Annotated in this window: 13 protein-coding genes; 6 read left to right on the plus strand and 7 right to left on the minus strand. The window is 44.7% G+C overall.

Annotated elements, in window-relative coordinates; genetic code table 11:
* Positions 1-256 precede the first annotated feature (256 nt).
* The 4 genes from fur to DYE48_RS11505 all read right to left on the minus strand — a co-directional run bounded on the left by fur (position 257) and on the right by DYE48_RS11505 (position 3,267).
* Complete coding sequence (fur, locus tag DYE48_RS11490) at positions 257-733, minus strand: ferric iron uptake transcriptional regulator (protein ID WP_089654071.1); 477 nt, start codon at positions 731-733, stop codon at positions 257-259.
* Between the two features lie 111 nt (positions 734-844).
* Entirely contained in the window at positions 845-1,483 is a 639-nt protein-coding gene (spoIIM, locus tag DYE48_RS11495) for a stage II sporulation protein M (protein WP_089654072.1), read from the minus strand.
* An 81-nt stretch (positions 1,484-1,564) separates the two neighbouring features.
* On the minus strand, positions 1,565-2,722 hold the full coding sequence (locus DYE48_RS11500) for an endonuclease Q family protein (protein WP_115823855.1): 1,158 nt from the start codon (positions 2,720-2,722) through the stop codon (positions 1,565-1,567).
* Entirely contained in the window at positions 2,722-3,267 is a 546-nt protein-coding gene (locus DYE48_RS11505) for an NUDIX hydrolase (RefSeq protein ID WP_089654073.1), read from the minus strand. The genes DYE48_RS11500 and DYE48_RS11505 overlap by 1 nt, the downstream gene beginning before the upstream one ends.
* Before the next feature lie 95 nt (positions 3,268-3,362).
* Between DYE48_RS11505 and DYE48_RS11510 the strand changes: the two genes are divergently transcribed.
* On the plus strand, positions 3,363-4,289 hold the full coding sequence (locus tag DYE48_RS11510; protein WP_115823756.1) for an aldo/keto reductase: 927 nt from the start codon (positions 3,363-3,365) through the stop codon (positions 4,287-4,289).
* 72 nt (positions 4,290-4,361) lie between these two features.
* Here the strand turns inward: DYE48_RS11510 and DYE48_RS11515 are convergent, their stop codons facing one another.
* Positions 4,362-5,417, minus strand: coding sequence for a dipeptidase (locus tag DYE48_RS11515; RefSeq protein ID WP_115823757.1), 1,056 nt, complete (start codon positions 5,415-5,417; stop codon positions 4,362-4,364).
* Between the two features lie 692 nt (positions 5,418-6,109).
* On the opposite strand from DYE48_RS11515, the gene DYE48_RS11525 reads away from it, so the two are divergent.
* Both DYE48_RS11525 and DYE48_RS21165 read left to right on the plus strand, forming a co-directional pair.
* Positions 6,110-7,891: a M3 family oligoendopeptidase gene (locus DYE48_RS11525; RefSeq protein WP_115823758.1), complete on the plus strand. Its 1,782-nt coding sequence runs from the start codon at positions 6,110-6,112 to the stop codon at positions 7,889-7,891.
* Positions 7,881-8,057 (plus strand): hypothetical protein, encoded by a 177-nt coding sequence (locus DYE48_RS21165; protein WP_167449499.1) that lies wholly within the window; start codon positions 7,881-7,883, stop codon positions 8,055-8,057. Before DYE48_RS11525 ends, DYE48_RS21165 begins: the two co-directional genes overlap by 11 nt.
* 103 nt (positions 8,058-8,160) lie before the next feature.
* On the opposite strand, the gene DYE48_RS11530 is transcribed toward DYE48_RS21165, so the two are convergent.
* Positions 8,161-8,694, minus strand: a complete 534-nt coding sequence (locus DYE48_RS11530; RefSeq protein ID WP_115823857.1) for a DinB family protein — start codon at positions 8,692-8,694, stop codon at positions 8,161-8,163.
* A gap of 604 nt (positions 8,695-9,298) precedes the next feature.
* On the opposite strand from DYE48_RS11530, the gene DYE48_RS11535 reads away from it, so the two are divergent.
* The 3 genes from DYE48_RS11535 to DYE48_RS11545 all read left to right on the plus strand — a co-directional run bounded on the left by DYE48_RS11535 (position 9,299) and on the right by DYE48_RS11545 (position 13,567).
* Positions 9,299-10,441 carry a glycosyltransferase family 4 protein gene (locus DYE48_RS11535; protein WP_115823759.1) on the plus strand — a complete coding sequence of 381 codons (1,143 nt, stop codon included), beginning with the start codon at positions 9,299-9,301 and terminating at the stop codon, positions 10,439-10,441.
* Positions 10,442-10,459: 18 nt separating this feature from the next.
* Positions 10,460-11,776 carry a UDP-glucose dehydrogenase family protein gene (locus tag DYE48_RS11540; RefSeq protein WP_115823760.1) on the plus strand — a complete coding sequence of 439 codons (1,317 nt, stop codon included), beginning with the start codon at positions 10,460-10,462 and terminating at the stop codon, positions 11,774-11,776.
* Between the two features lie 342 nt (positions 11,777-12,118).
* Positions 12,119-13,567 (plus strand): DHA2 family efflux MFS transporter permease subunit, encoded by a 1,449-nt coding sequence (locus DYE48_RS11545; RefSeq protein WP_115823761.1) that lies wholly within the window; start codon positions 12,119-12,121, stop codon positions 13,565-13,567.
* Positions 13,568-13,680: 113 nt separating this feature from the next.
* Here the strand turns inward: DYE48_RS11545 and DYE48_RS11550 are convergent, their stop codons facing one another.
* A complete protein-coding gene (locus tag DYE48_RS11550) occupies positions 13,681-14,787 on the minus strand; it encodes an NAD(P)/FAD-dependent oxidoreductase (RefSeq protein WP_208639654.1) in 1,107 nt (368 codons plus the stop codon).
* Positions 14,788-14,858: the final 71 nt, after the last annotated feature.

The raw sequence follows: 14,858 nt of genomic DNA on the forward strand, positions 1-14,858 counted from the left end.
TAAAGGATATGCCTAAATTCCCTACAAATATACGTAGAATGGTGAGAGAATACGGTGACGGAGCCATTGAAAAAACAGATCAAGTCCCATCTAGGTTTAACGTACACGATTTTCGTTCATTTGTAAATAAAAATACAAGAGTCAGAGATTTTAGAAAACGCATACAAAGGCCGGCCCGGACAGTTCTTCCTCTGCTTTTACTGAACGAATAGAAAACAAAATAAAAGCCACTATGTCCTCATAGCGGCGGTCTTTTTTAATCTTCGTTTGATTTTGCAGATGATGTCGTTACGGCCTGTTTTTGGCACACACGGCATATGCCGTGGAATGTCAAGCGGTGATCTTTCACTTCGAAACCCCACTGACTTTCAACGATTTTTTCTACATCCCCTAAGAGATCTTCATCGATTTCTTCCACAGATCCACACTCAATACATACGAGATGATGGTGAAAGTGTTCGGCACCTTCTTTTCTCAAGTCATATCGGGAGACGCCATCTCCGAAATTAATTTTATCGACAACTTTAAGTTCTGATAGTAATTCTAATGTTCGATAGACGGTTGCTAGACCAATTTCTGGTGCTTTCTCTTTTACGAGGAGGTAAACATCTTCCGCACTTAAGTGATCTTCTTCATTTTCCAAAAGTACCCGTACTGTGGCTTCACGCTGCGGGGTCAGCTTATAACTCTGGGAATGCAGCTGCTTTTTAATTCTATCTATACGATGTTCCATATCGTTCGTCCCTCCCTCGTAATACCAATTTCATTATAATCAGAGACAGAACGAGTGTCAAATTATAATTATTTTAATCTGTTAACGATAATCATTATTATCTGATACCATTTACTTGTATATCCATTTCAAGACATATTCCAAAAAAGTGTTGCTGAGAAAGACTTCCACAACGGAAGAAACCATCAGGATTGCAATCAATGCTCCGAACAGTGCACTATACCTTAGAAAGCCCTTCATGATCGGCTGGTGAACCCGACGAATGAACAGCTGTTTACACAATGTGAGTGAAAAAATCAAAGCAAGAGAGCCTGCAATCAGATATACAGGAATAATAATGACATTTTGAGGGGCAATTGAAACCGACGAAATCAACAAACCGTACCAGCCCATCTGATTGACTAGAAAACCGACGGAAAATCCGATCACCAATCCTTTGATAAAAAGTAAAACCGTGATGATCGGCATCCCGATGACAGAGATTCCTAACAAAAATAATAGAAGCATATACTTGAGATGGTAAAGAACGCTATCTTTCCACAGGGTAGCCTTCCCCGTTCCCCCGATCATCGTCTGCTGCTCAAAGAACTGCTTCAAATAGAAGAAGAGATCCTGCTTTTGGACAAAGTTCATACTGTTTACAATGACTGCCCCAAAAATCATCCCCATGAGAAATAGAACGAAAATGAACACGAAAATATTCATATGTGTTTGAACGTCGTTTTTAACCATTCGCATACCCTGCTGCATCTTTTATCCACCTTTCTCTTCACCGGTCTATGACCAATCTATGAGAGAGATGGAAAAAGTAGACCAAATCCAGCTCAGTTTCTATTGAATTCTTCCATAACGTCCGCCCCCACCCGCCTGAATGGTGAGTGTCCCTTTTCTCATGGCTATGATCCGCTCAGCCACTTGTTCAGGAATGACCGTCGTCAATTCTTTCCAAGAAACCTCATGAATGACGGCCATTTCGGTACCAAAAGCATCGATTAATTTCTCGTAGGTACGCATCCCTACTCCAGGGAGAGATGATAGAGGCACTTGATAGATATACGGAGGTCTCTCTTTCTTCTGAGAACTAGATTTCAACTCCTCCACACGGTCTTTCACGCCTTTGACGATTTTTTTGGATCCACATGCTTCACATTGAGTAGCAGAAACCTCAGCAGGCGACAGACATTTGGCACAAACGGTCTGGTGGTATTTCCCCATGGCGGGACTCATCCCATAATTGGTAAGGACTTTTCTTCCCTGTTGTTGGTGTAAAGCCAGGCGCAGTTCTTCAAAATTCAATGCCTTTAAAGCCATTCGCTGATACTCCCGGGCAAGCTTCCCTAAGGAATGAGCGTCGGAATTGGTCACGTAAGTATACGGTTCTAGCTCCCCAATCAAATCAGCCATATTTGTATCAGCACTTAACCCAAGTTCTACGGCATCGATTTTATCAGGATCAAGAACTTCCCGTAATGTTTCCTTCACCCCTTTTCCATAAAGGCTTTTAAAAGGAGTGAACACATGAGCGGGAATAAAGATTCCATCATGTTCTTTCACATATTGCTGGAGTTCGCGAGCGGTGCCATAAAAACGTTGAGAGCTTAAATTTACATTTTTCATCTTCTGTGAAAGCCATGCGGAGAACGCCCGCATTCGATTCATCGTTGGAAAATAACAGAGCACATGGATGGGACCGGAACAAGCCGCATCATATACTTCAATTTCAGAACCTAGAAGGAGGACCGTATCTTTATAACGGATGCCCCCTTCCTTTAATTCCACGGCTTGACCCCGATCGATCAGATCCATCATTTCTTCCTGCACGGCAGGAGCTTGAGCATCGATGACACCGACCATATCGAGCCCTTTTCGATTCGCTGCCTCTTTAAAAATATTCGAGAGTGTCAGCGATTTGGAACCGGTAATTTTCACAGGCTTTCCGTTCCAGTCCCTGCCGATATGAATATGTAGATCGACGAAAAACGTCTCCATCATCTCGCATTTCTCAATTTCATATAAAGGATGGCATAGGCCGTTTTCGCATCATGGATCCGCTCTTCTTTCTCCAAAGCTTCTGCTTCCTCCACCGTCAGTTCTATTTGTTCGACGAACTCGTCCTCGTCCCCGTCCGGCTGCTCCTCCATCGGTTTGATCTGGTCCGTAAAGTAAAGGTGAACGATTTCATCGGCAAACCCAGGAGAAGTATAGAAAGATGTAATGAATTCAAGGTCATCGGACGTGTACCCCGTCTCTTCTTCTAATTCCCTAAGCGCACATGTTTTCGGTTCTTCGCCCGGTTCAAGCTTGCCTGCAGGGATTTCGATGATGCTTTTCTCCATCGGTTTTCTGTACTGTTCCACGCAAACGAGCTTTCCTTCTTCAGTAATTGCGATGACAGCTACAGCACCAGGATGGCGGATCAATTCTCGTTTAGATGTATTCCCATCGGGTAAAGTAACACTGTCGATATCCAATTGAACAATTTTCCCTTTATAAATCGTTTCGGTTTCATATGTTTTTTCTTCAAATTTTTTCAAAACATTCATCCTCTCTTGATTCTATCGTCATTTTATCACAAGAGTGGCATCGAACCGGAACAATCCGCTACACTTACAATGGAAAGGATGATTACATGAACAAACGTCAATTAGGATCTTCAGATTTATACGTATCAGAAATCAGTCTTGGATGCATGTCGCTCGGGACCGATCATAACAAAGCAAAAGACATCATCGACCGCGCCGTCGATGCCGGCATCAATTATTTAGATACGGCCGACTTATACGATTTTGGGGAAAACGAAAAAATCGTAGGAGATGCGGTCAAAGGAAAAAGAGACGACCTATTAATCGGAACGAAAGTCGGTAACAACTTTAATCCTGATAAAGAGGACTGGCACTGGGACCCGTCCAAAAAGCACATCAAAGAAGGTGTGAAAGACAGCCTGAAACGACTGGGCATCGATTATATCGACCTTTATCAGCTGCATGGCGGCACCATTGATGATCCGATAGAGGAAAGCATCGAAGCTTTTGAAGAGCTCAAACAAGACGGACTGATCAGAGAATACGGCATCTCTTCGATTCGTCCGAATGTCATTAAAGAATATGTGGAAAAATCCAACATCGTAAGTGTCATGATGCAATACAATGCGCTTGATCGCCGCCCGGAAGAAGAAATTCTCAACCTGCTTGCAGACAATGAGATCAGTGTCCTGGCAAGGGGGCCGCTGGCGAAAGGGATGTTATCCTCAAAAGGACAACAGAAAGCCCAGGAAAAAGCAGAAAATGGATTTTTAGAGTACAGCCAGGAAGAAGTATTGCAAATCGCGAAGCAATGGCAATCATTCACTAGTGATGAGAAAACGGCAGAGACGCTGGCGCTTCAATACGTCCTGCAAAACCCTACCGTCGCGACCGCTGTCTTTGGAGCAAGCTCCGTGGAGCAGCTGAACGACAACTTGCGCTACCTTGAGGCGCCTCCATTGACGGAGCAGATTTATAAGGAAATGCAAGCACTGACAAAAGGAATCACCTATCAAAAACACAGATCCAAATAATGGATGATAAACAAAAGCCGAGGATGCCCTTTTCATGAGGCATCCTCGGCTTTTTTCTATGGGAAGCTTGGATCAGCTATTGTCTTTCCATGTTTCCTTTAAGACACGAAGCCAATTTTTATAGGCAATCTTATCAATGGCTTCCCGGCTCAATCCTTCCTCTTTTAATAAATTTAACAATTTCGGCACGCCGGTCACATCCTTAAGAGCCGTCGGCACTCGGGTTCCGTCGAAATCCGAACCTAAAGCGACATGGTCGATTCCGATGCGATCGATCATGTAATGGATATGCTTCGTGATGTCAGTTAAAGCGGCTCCTTCGTTATTCGCACCATCTTCTGTCACCATATTGGGATTAATACTGTAGGTGACCCCAACCAATCCATCCGACTCTCCGATTGCATCGATTTGTTTGTCTGTCAGGTTTCTAGTAACCGGGCATATTTGATGAGCATTGGAATGAGTAGCTACAAGGGGAGCATCACTGATGGTGGCGACATCCCAAAACCCTTTTTCATTCAAATGGGAAAGGTCAATCATGATTCCTAATCGGTTACACTCGCGGACGAGATTTTTCCCGGCTTCCGTAAGGCCGGGCCCCGTATCTGGAGAGGAAGGGAAACGATACGGAACTCCCTCACCGAACCCGTTCGCTCTGCTCCAGACAGGTCCCACAGAACGTAACCCTGCTTCATATAAGACAGACAGCGCATGCAAGTCTTTATCGATCCCCTCTGCTCCCTCGATATGTAAAATGCCGGCCATGTATTCTCCCGCGATGGCCCGTTCTATGTCCCCGACGGTACGTGCCGCTTTGAATTTCCCACCCGACTCTGCTTCCATTTTTAAGAAGCGCGCGACCATCTTATTGGTGTACGCGCAAGCATAAGCATAAGACAACGGGCGTGGAAACGGTTTCTCATAACCCTTCTCTGTTTTGTAGGCGACAGGGAGTGGATCGGTATCAGGGTTCGGACAGAAAACGGCGTAGAAACCTGCGGCCAGACCAGAACGGGTCCCTCTCGGCCAATCAATGTGCCCTTCTTTCGTCCCTTTGAAAAAGGGCTTCACCCCATTCTCAAAGTTCATCATCGTATCATTATGTCCATCTATGAACGGCACTTTCATCTACTTCTCCTCCTTTAAAATCAACATTTTGCTCCATTAACTCTTCCCGATTGCGGAAGACTCGTTTTCGAGACTTTTGTTGAGTGGATGGGGGCTGCGGGGAATGACTCGCTTTCCGCGGGAGCGCGGTGAGCCTCCTCGGACTGCGTCCTGTGGGGTCTCACCATGCACTTTTTTCCCGCAGGAGTCTCCCCATTCCCCTCCGCCCCTTTTCCATATAAGTATCTCGAAACCACTTCCAGAATAACCAGTTATTAAGCTCACAGGAAGTTGGTGATTTCAACTTCCAAACGACAGCCTCTGTGTACCAGCGCGTGCTATAGAGCACTTTTCACTATAAAGCAGTGGCTACGGAAGATGGTCCATCCGTGTATATGGGTTCGTTTTTCACATGCATGGAAAGGGGTGGTTGGGAAGCTGCGAGACTCCCGTGGGAGAAGGAGATAGGCGAGATCCCAAAGGGCTTCAGCCCGAGGAAGCTCGGCGCTCCCCCACAGGAAAGCGAGTAGCTTCCCAACCACCCCTGACCACAAAAATGGGAACGAACCCCGGTTATCGAATTATCGAGCCTTCCACATAGCATCATTGAGAGATCCTGCGTCGGGAATAGGAGTAGGAGTCCGCCTCGAGGATGATGAAGATTTTTCCAAAGTCTATTACACTAATACTATCAAAACCTTAGGAGGAATCATATGAAGAACACGGTGATGAAAAAATGGGATTTGGAGCGTCTCTTTCCTGACGGGCTTGAAGATGTACTCCTTTCAAAAAATGAACAAATTAGAACGCTTCAAGAGCAGATTAAAAACTCCAGAACTCCTGAAAACTTTAAAGATTTCCTATTGACTGTAGAAGAAGTACAAAAGCTTTACTCCGATGTTTTTGCCATCGATGAATACGCGATCTGCCTATCCTCACAGGATGTCCAGGATGCTGAGGGCCATTACTTTATGGATCAGAGTCAACGATTAAAAGCAAAAATGGAAACCCTGCTGCTGACATTCAACCACTATATCGCAGCGATTGATGAATCTTCCTGGTACCAATGGATTCAAGCAGAGGAACTGGCTGATATCCGCACCTCTTTAATGGAACGGAAGAAACAGGTGAAAGATCGGTTAGCCCCTGAATTGGAACAGGTCATCCACACATTGTCCATGAATGGTTTTGAGGGATGGGAAGACCTTTATGAGCAGGAATTCGCCCGCCTTCGAGTACCTGTGGAGGAAAATGGTGAGCGAAAAGAATTGTCGTTCGATATGGCGTTCATGAAAGCGATGTTATCCAAGGATCGTTCTGTCAGGGCTTCCATTGCATCGTCCATCATTGAGGTTTGCAAACAGAACCAGGAGCGGTTTGCCCTGATCTTTAACCATTTTTCCGGTTTCCGGAATGATTTGTATGAGTTAAGAGGGTGGACGAATCCACTAAAAGAAATGTATGAACAGAATAGAATTTCGGAATCCTCCGTCAACAGCATGATGATAGCATTACATGAGCATAAGGACCTTTTATATCGATTCTTAATAAGGAAAGCACAGGTCGACAGCATCCCAAAACCGGACTGGTATGATTTATATGCACCTTCTTTCACTACTAAGACAACACTTACATATGAAGAGGCAACGGAAATTGTAATCAAACAGTTCTCCCGATATAGTCAGAAACTCGGAGACTTCGCCAAACAAGCCTTCCATGATGGATGGGTGGATGCGGAGCCACATGAAAATAAACGCCACGGTGCCTTTTGTGCATCGTTTCCGAATGCGAAAGAAAGCCGCGTGCTCCTTTCCTTCCAAGGAACGTATCAGGATGTTGTAACAATGGCTCATGAACTTGGACATGCCTACCACAATAAGTTGCTGCATGAACAACCCGGATTCGCCCAGCATGCAGGGACAGGACTTGCAGAAACAGCATCCACGTTCGCGGAAAATCTTGTATTGGACGCTGCCATTGATCTCGCGGAAACAGAAGAAGACGCCCTTTCCCTCTTAGAAATGAAAATCACCAACGGACTGAAATACACCACGTTCATTCCAGCTAAATTTGAATTTGAAAAGGATTTTTATGAGAAACGGAAACAAGGAAAGCTCGCCTCTTCTGAGATCATCGATTTGATGGAAGCAAAAGAACGGGAATGGTTCGGAGATCAGCTGGAACATGTGAATGCTTATAATTGGATGAGCATCCCTCATTTTTATGATACCGAGAAAGCTTTTTATAACCTCCCCTACACGATCGGCTATCTGTTTAGTAATGGGATTTACTCACAATACAAAGAAAGTCCAAAGTCATTCCCTGAAAAGTACGATGGCCTTTTAAGTCATTCGGGAGATCTGCCGATGGATGAGCTTTGTGAAAGATTCCTTGGTCAAGACCTTAACAAGCAGACGTTCTGGAACGAGTCTTTCCGTCCCTTAAAGGAGGCGATTGAAGAATACATCATGAGAACAGAAAGCTATGTATCGTAAAAATGATGTTCCGCTGGTCAACCTATACTCTAATACTGATAAAATCATTAAAGTCACTGATAAAAGTGCAAAAGTCACCGATAAAAGCCTGGAAGTCACTGGTAAAAACCCGAAACCTACCGATAAAAGCTTAAAACCAACCGATAAGAATGCACAAGATCATTAGTATGCAACTTAAACGCTAAAGGAGTTCATAGGTAGAGAAGCGAACCAGGGCAAAGTGTCCCCGGTTCGCTTCTTTTAATCAATATGTTAATTTTCACATTCAATCATTTTTTCAGAGGTTCTATTTTTTGTTTCTTCGAACGGATCATCGCTCGAATTTGTCCCCGATGGCTGATTTCATCTTCCATGACATGAAACCAGAGGTAGTAAGGATTGTATTTCACTCCGTTCGGCCAGGAGCGTTCCTCAAACAGCCAATCATCGTCTTTTTCTTTCAAGTATTCAAGCGTCATATCTCTCGTCGTCTCCAGGAGATCCAAATAGTCGTCCACCGTTAAAGAATGGAATTTCGCGCGGGCCCTGCTCCCCAGTTCAAGTGCCGCTCCCCATTCTTCCTCTTCATCCGAAGTTAAATCTCTCTCTTCAAAACCGATGACTTGATGGACAAACTCAATCGCTGCCATATGGGAGAGAAGCATACCAATGGAGTTTCCATCGGTTTCGCACTCATCAAGTTCTTCCTGCGTGAGGTCCGCTACTTCCTGGATCGTCACCGCACGTGCGTGTTCAAGCATACATACGAGTTCCCCGATCTTTTCAGAAAAACCTTTTTCTGATTGAACTTGATAAGAAATCATGAAAACTTCCTCCTCTTCTTTTTTACATTTTCTCAGGTTTTGAGCCCACTTTCTTTGTTTTTTTACAGGCTCCTTAAACATATTCGACACTTTTATGCCTGAACCTTCTTCAAAACTTGGAGACCCTCGAATATTGTAGATATTTTTGTTGTTTAATCTTGTTTAAATGACGGTATATGCTAAGTATGAACAAAGCGGTGATGTCTGTTCGTCAATAACTTGCTAGCTCCATTAAATTCTGAGGAGGAAACAAAAAATGAACATTAAAGTGGGCATTTGGAACAAGTTGACAAACCAAGACAAGATGATCCTATTAAAAGCCGTAAGCCAACACTCTCTTACAAAAAAATCAGCGTAAATATACACAGCCTTCCACAAAACTCTCTTCATTCCATCGCCATACTTTCCATTACAACCCGAAAGCAGCCTCTATAACCTTCTGACAAAACCTGCATAGGCAGGTTTTTTGTCGTTCTCTTCTTTTGTCAATCTCATGTAAAGTTGTGTTCCATTCTACCCTCTCCTGCATAAACCCTTTTTCCAGCGAATAGATAAGTACCGAAGGACAGGGAGCAACGTTTTTCGGTTAAAGGGGGAATGGAACATGAAAGTAGCGATTTTCACAGATACGTATGTACCACAAGTCAATGGAGTCGCTCGTACATTACAACGGTGGACCGGATATCTTGAAAAGAAACGCATCCCTTACAGGGTGTATGCTCCAGACATGAGAAGTAAAGAGGAGTATATCGATCATATCCACAGATTTAACAGCGTCCCATTCTGGCTATACCCAGAATGCCGTCTTGCCCTTCCTAATCTAATCAAAATCAAAAGAGACCTTGAAGTTTTCCGGCCCGACCTGATCCATATCGCCACTCCTTTCAACATCGGACTTGCGGGACTGCATTTCGGTAAGAAGATGGGCATTCCACTCGTGGGTTCTTATCATACGCATTTTGATCAATATTTAGACTATTATAAATTATCTTTCCTCTCCTCTTTTGTCTGGAAATATATGCAATGGTTTCATCAGCCCTTCAAAAAAACCCTTGTCCCTTCCCTTCATACGAAAAGAGAATTAGAGCTTCACGGCCTTCATAATATCGGACTATGGCAGAGGGGTGTGGACCATCAACTCTTTTCTCCCAATCACAATGATGGCAGCGTAAGAAATCAGTTTAAAATCGATGCGCCTATTCTATTAACCTATGTCGGACGCCTTGCGCCGGAAAAAGGATTGGATACCCTCATGAATGTAGCCAAAACCCTCCCCCATCACATGAATAAAAACATTCACTGGCTCATCGTAGGAGACGGACCCTTAAAGAATCACCTTCAATCGGTGGCCCCACAGAACATGACGTTCGCGGGCTATCAGGATGGAGAAAGCCTTGCCCGCATTTACGCATCTTCTACGTTATTCATTTTTCCTTCAGCAACGGAAACATTCGGTAACGTCGTTCTTGAATCCCTCTCCTCCGGAACACCTGTAGTCGCGGCAAACGCAGGTGGAGTGAAAGAAATTGTGAGCCACGGAAAGACAGGCTTATTATGTACACCTTACAATCATCACTCTTTCACTCAAGGAATCTTAGATCTTCTATCTGATCCAGAAAAACTGGCATCGATGAGGAAACAGGCGCGGCAAGAGGCGCTCGATAGATCATGGGAAGAAATCTTCGAACAACTGATCAGAGATTACAAAGATGCGATCGGCGAAGTGAAGCTCGCCTCTTTCGCTTAGGGACAGGAGAAGATGAATATGAAAAAAATCGCTGTCATCGGTACAGGTTACGTCGGATTGGTCACTGGAACGTGCCTTGCGAGTCTCGGTCATAAAGTCACTTGCGTGGATATTGATGAAAAAAGAATATCCTCCTTACAAGATGGACATTGTCCTCTCCATGAGCCCGGCCTCTCACATTTATTGCAATCCAACCTCCTTGAAAACCGCCTGCAATTCTCGACGGTCCTGAAAGAAGCCGTTCAAGGTGCAGAAGCTGTTTTCATCGCCGTCGGAACACCGGAGAACAATGACGGGTCGGCAGATCTCTCTTATGTAAAGAATGCCGTCGAAAACCTCTCCCTCTATATCAACGATGGAACACTGATCATCATCAAAAGTACGGTCCCTCCTGGAACCAATCAAAAAGTACAGTCATGGATGCAGTCTCGTTCTGAACGAACGTTCCATGTCGTCTCCAACCCAGAGTTTCTTAGAGAAGGATCTGCTCTTAATGATTTCTTTTATGGAGACCGCATTGTCATCGGCTCTACAGACTTGAAAGCAGGACAATTCCTTGAAGAGATCTACAGAAAACTCAAAACTCCCCGATTGCTGACAGACCCTTTAAGTGCGGAAATGATCAAATATGCGTCTAATGCTTTTTTAGCGACGAAAATCAGTTTCATTAATGAAATATCTTCTATTTGTGAAAAGTTAGGCGGTGATATAGAGCAAGTAGCACAAGGAATGGGAATGGACAGCCGCATAGGAGAACAATTCCTGCGTGCAGGAATCGGATTTGGCGGATCATGTTTTCCAAAAGACACGAAAGCACTGGTCCAGGTCGCAAAGGAAACCGGTCATCCCTTTAAGCTCCTGTCTACGGTCATGGATGTGAATGAAAGGCAAAAGAACCTTTTAGTTGAAAAAGCATTAAAACGTTATGGAAGCTTGAAAGGGAAGAACGTGGCGGTCCTTGGACTTGCTTTTAAACCGAATACCGATGATATCCGTGAATCTCCGGCCGTTTCGCTGATCCAACGTCTCCAAAAACTCGAAGCCAATCCAACCGCTTATGACCCTGTCGTCAAAAGCATCCCCTTCTGTCCTGTCAGTGATTCAATCCATGAGGTCTTAACAGGTGCCGACATTGCGATGATCTGCACCGAGTGGTCTTCGATTTGTGACTTATCTTTAGACGTATATGAAACGACCATGAAGGAAGCTGTCCTATTTGATGGTCGCAATTGTTACGCACCGGAGGACTTCGAGGGTAGAAACATCGAGTACCATTCTGTAGGGCGGCAAGCGTATGAGGGACTCCGGGAAAATAAACAGACACACAGGCATTAAGCTCTTTTGAGGTCGCTCTTTCTACTCTCTTTCATGCTTGTCTATTTCAGCAATAAGATGTGACTTATTCTAAATGACTTCTGCAAGCATCTTAAAAAATAAGGAAAACCTCAATGGATGTGCTCTTCCATTGGGGTTTTCCTTATTAGATTGCCTCGAAGATGATACTGGATAAGCCTATTCTCTCCCTTATCCAAACATTGTTTTTCCTGAGATGTAACGTAGAAAAGCAATCATTAAGTTTACATAATATTAAACCAGTAAACTGAGTTGGATGAGTTGTCCTCTTATCATAGCGAGGAGTATAATGTTATATTAGTTGATTCATAGGAGGACGACATTATGACATCCAAAGGTACCAACAAAGTGCTGATGGCAGCCCTTTTACTGGCTGGTTCCTTTATTACGATATTAAATCAGACGCTAATGATTACAGCCATTCCTCCCATCATGGATGAGATGAATGTGACAGCGAACTCAGCCCAGTGGCTGACTACCGTATTCATGCTCGTGAACGGTGTGATGATCCCTGTCAGTGCTTTTCTTATTGAACGATTTACAACGAGGCAGCTTTTCATATCTGCCATGAGTGTCTTTGCATTCGGAACGATTCTTGGTGGATTGGCATTGAACTTCCCCCTTCTTCTTTTAGGGAGGGTCGTACAGTCTGCTGGAGCAGGTGTGATGCTTCCATTGATGCAGACGGTCTTTCTCATGATTTTCCCCGTCCATAAACGCGGGGCGGCAATGGGATACATCGGACTTGTCATATCATTTGCACCTGCGATTGGACCGGCACTCAGCGGTTACATTACATCCGCCTACACGTGGAGATATCTATTCTGGATGATTTTACCTTTGGCCATTTTAATTATTATTCTCGCCTACTTCGTCCTGAAAAATGTAACCGAACTATCCTATCCTAAAGTCGATCCGGTTTCCATCATCCTTTCTTCCATAGGTTTCGGAGGACTTTTATACGGTTTCACACTAGCTGGAAACCAGGGATGGACGAGCATCGACACGGTCACCGTTTTGATCATCGGTGCAGTCACGTTGACCTTGTTCATTCGAAGACAGTTACGGATGCACCACCCGATGCTTGAGTTCCGTGTTTTCAAGTACCCGGTTTTTGCGATCACGACCGTCATCGCGATGATTACTTTCTTAGGGTTGATCGGAGCAGAAACTTTGATTCCTTTATACATGCAGGACATGCGTGATTTCTCTGCCTTCGAATCCGGACTCGCCTTGCTTCCGGGAGCGGTCATCACAGCATTCATGTCACCGATCACCGGTCGTATTTTTGATAAAATAGGCGCGCGTCTGCTTGCCGTTGTCGGACTCACGATTATTACAGGGGCTTCGCTCGCCTTTTCATTCTTGAATATCGAAACAACATTCACAGCGATCACTGTCTTATACGCGATCCGGATGTTCGGGTTATCCATGGTCATGATGCCTGTGACGACGGCGGGATTGAACCAACTGCCTAAGAAACTTATTCCACACGGGGCTGCGATGAGCAACACGATGCGGATGGTAGCGGCATCAGTAGGTACAGCGATCCTTGTCACAGTGATGACGACAACCGCTCAATCCGCCGAAAGCAATCCGTCGATCGATCACCCTTCGATTTACGGAGTGAATATCGCATTCTTCATCGTCACGGCTTTGTCCCTTGCCGGTTTGGTTCTCGCTTTCTTCGTCAAACGGACCTATCCTCCTGATGAAGAGCAAGTCAATGAACCTGAAGTAAAAAATGACAATCAAAAAGCAGCAAACCACTAATAAGCAGTGGTCTCTATTCGAGCACTTTCTTTAATAGTGAGGAACTTCTTTTAAAAAAGGAGAACTAAATACACAAAAAGGTTCCCTCATTCGATGAGGGAACCTTTTTGTGTTTAATTGAACAAATGATCTGCTGTATAGTTGGTAAAATCGAGTTCGGTATCTTCCTCTAACAAGTACTTTGAAAGCTCAGATCCAATATAAGGACCGCTTGTCAGACCAGAAGCTCCTAAACCGTTGGCCACCACTACGTTTTCATGACCCGGGACCTTTCCAATGACCGGGGTTGAACCTGGAGTGAAAGGCCGGAATCCGACATTTGTTTTGACATAAGTGGCATCCGCAAGTCCAGGCGCTACACGAAGAGCTTTATCCATCAACTGATGGACAGAACCCGCGGTGACTCTGGTGTCATGCGCCTTTTCTTTCGTCGCGCCAATGACGATCCGCCCTTTCCCGAAAGTGAGAATATAGTGGTTGAACGGCGGAAGCATCACAGGCCAATTCTCCGTGTCGTAGTTTTCCATATCCACATGAACGATCTGCGCTTTTTCAAAGGTCACATGGGGACTCATCCCAATCGGATCGAACAACGTTTTCGTCCATGCCCCGTTAGCAACAACCACCCGGTCAGAAAAGATCTTTTCTCCATGAACATAAACGCCTTCGACACGCTTGTTCTCATAAAGAAATGCAGCATCTCCGTTTATAAAAGTTGCTCCACTTTTCTTGGCTGCCCTTAGTAAAGAGGATGTCACTTCTGCTCCGTTCACTCGAGCTCCTCCTGAAATGTGAAGGGCTCGGTAGTGTTCAGCTACAGGCGGAAACATCTCTTTCGTTTCTTCTGGGGAAAGGCAGGAGATCTCCCCCATTTCCGGGGCCTGCTCTTTTCTTTCAAGCGCAACCTTTCGTTTCTTTTCCAATTTTTCTTCCGTATCGAATATATTGATGGCTCCTACCTGCTTATAGCCGGTTTGTGTTTCGCCAGCCTCTGCAAGCTCCTCCATCAGTGCCGGGTAATATTTCGCCCCACCTGTGACGAGAGGGTACCACACTTTATTGCTTCGGTTTGTAAGCCACGGGCATACGATACCTGCTGCATTCCGAGTCGCCTGTTCCGGATCATTCCGGTCGATGACGATCACTTCTTCCCCTTTTTTCGCGAGATGGTATGCCGTCGAAGCCCCTAATATTCCTGCTCCAATAATAATTGTTTTCAAAGTAACACCTTCTATCCCTGTCATTTCATCTGTTGTTATTGTACATGAACAAAAAGACAGGGTACAGAAAA

The organism is Halobacillus trueperi (genome assembly GCF_003386945.1).
Classification (GTDB): domain Bacteria; phylum Bacillota; class Bacilli; order Bacillales; family Halobacillaceae; genus Halobacillus; species Halobacillus aidingensis.

Bases quoted from the DNA above. Each gene is read 5' to 3' on its own strand.
- fur (WP_089654071.1), bottom strand. From the start codon at position 733: ATGGAACATCGTATAGATAGAATTAAAAAGCAGCTGCATTCCCAGAGT.
- spoIIM (WP_089654072.1), bottom strand. From the start codon at position 1,483: ATGCAGCAGGGTATGCGAATGGTTAAAAACGACGTTCAAACACATATG.
- DYE48_RS11500 (WP_115823855.1), bottom strand. From the start codon at position 2,722: ATGGAGACGTTTTTCGTCGATCTACATATTCATATCGGCAGGGACTGG.
- DYE48_RS11510 (WP_115823756.1), top strand. From the start codon at position 3,363: ATGAACAAACGTCAATTAGGATCTTCAGATTTATACGTATCAGAAATC.
- DYE48_RS11515 (WP_115823757.1), bottom strand. From the start codon at position 5,417: ATGAAAGTGCCGTTCATAGATGGACATAATGATACGATGATGAACTTT.
- DYE48_RS11525 (WP_115823758.1), top strand. From the start codon at position 6,110: ATGAAGAACACGGTGATGAAAAAATGGGATTTGGAGCGTCTCTTTCCT.
- DYE48_RS21165 (WP_167449499.1), top strand. From the start codon at position 7,881: ATGTATCGTAAAAATGATGTTCCGCTGGTCAACCTATACTCTAATACT.
- DYE48_RS11530 (WP_115823857.1), bottom strand. From the start codon at position 8,694: ATGATTTCTTATCAAGTTCAATCAGAAAAAGGTTTTTCTGAAAAGATC.
- DYE48_RS11535 (WP_115823759.1), top strand. From the start codon at position 9,299: ATGAAAGTAGCGATTTTCACAGATACGTATGTACCACAAGTCAATGGA.
- DYE48_RS11540 (WP_115823760.1), top strand. From the start codon at position 10,460: ATGAAAAAAATCGCTGTCATCGGTACAGGTTACGTCGGATTGGTCACT.
- DYE48_RS11545 (WP_115823761.1), top strand. From the start codon at position 12,119: ATGACATCCAAAGGTACCAACAAAGTGCTGATGGCAGCCCTTTTACTG.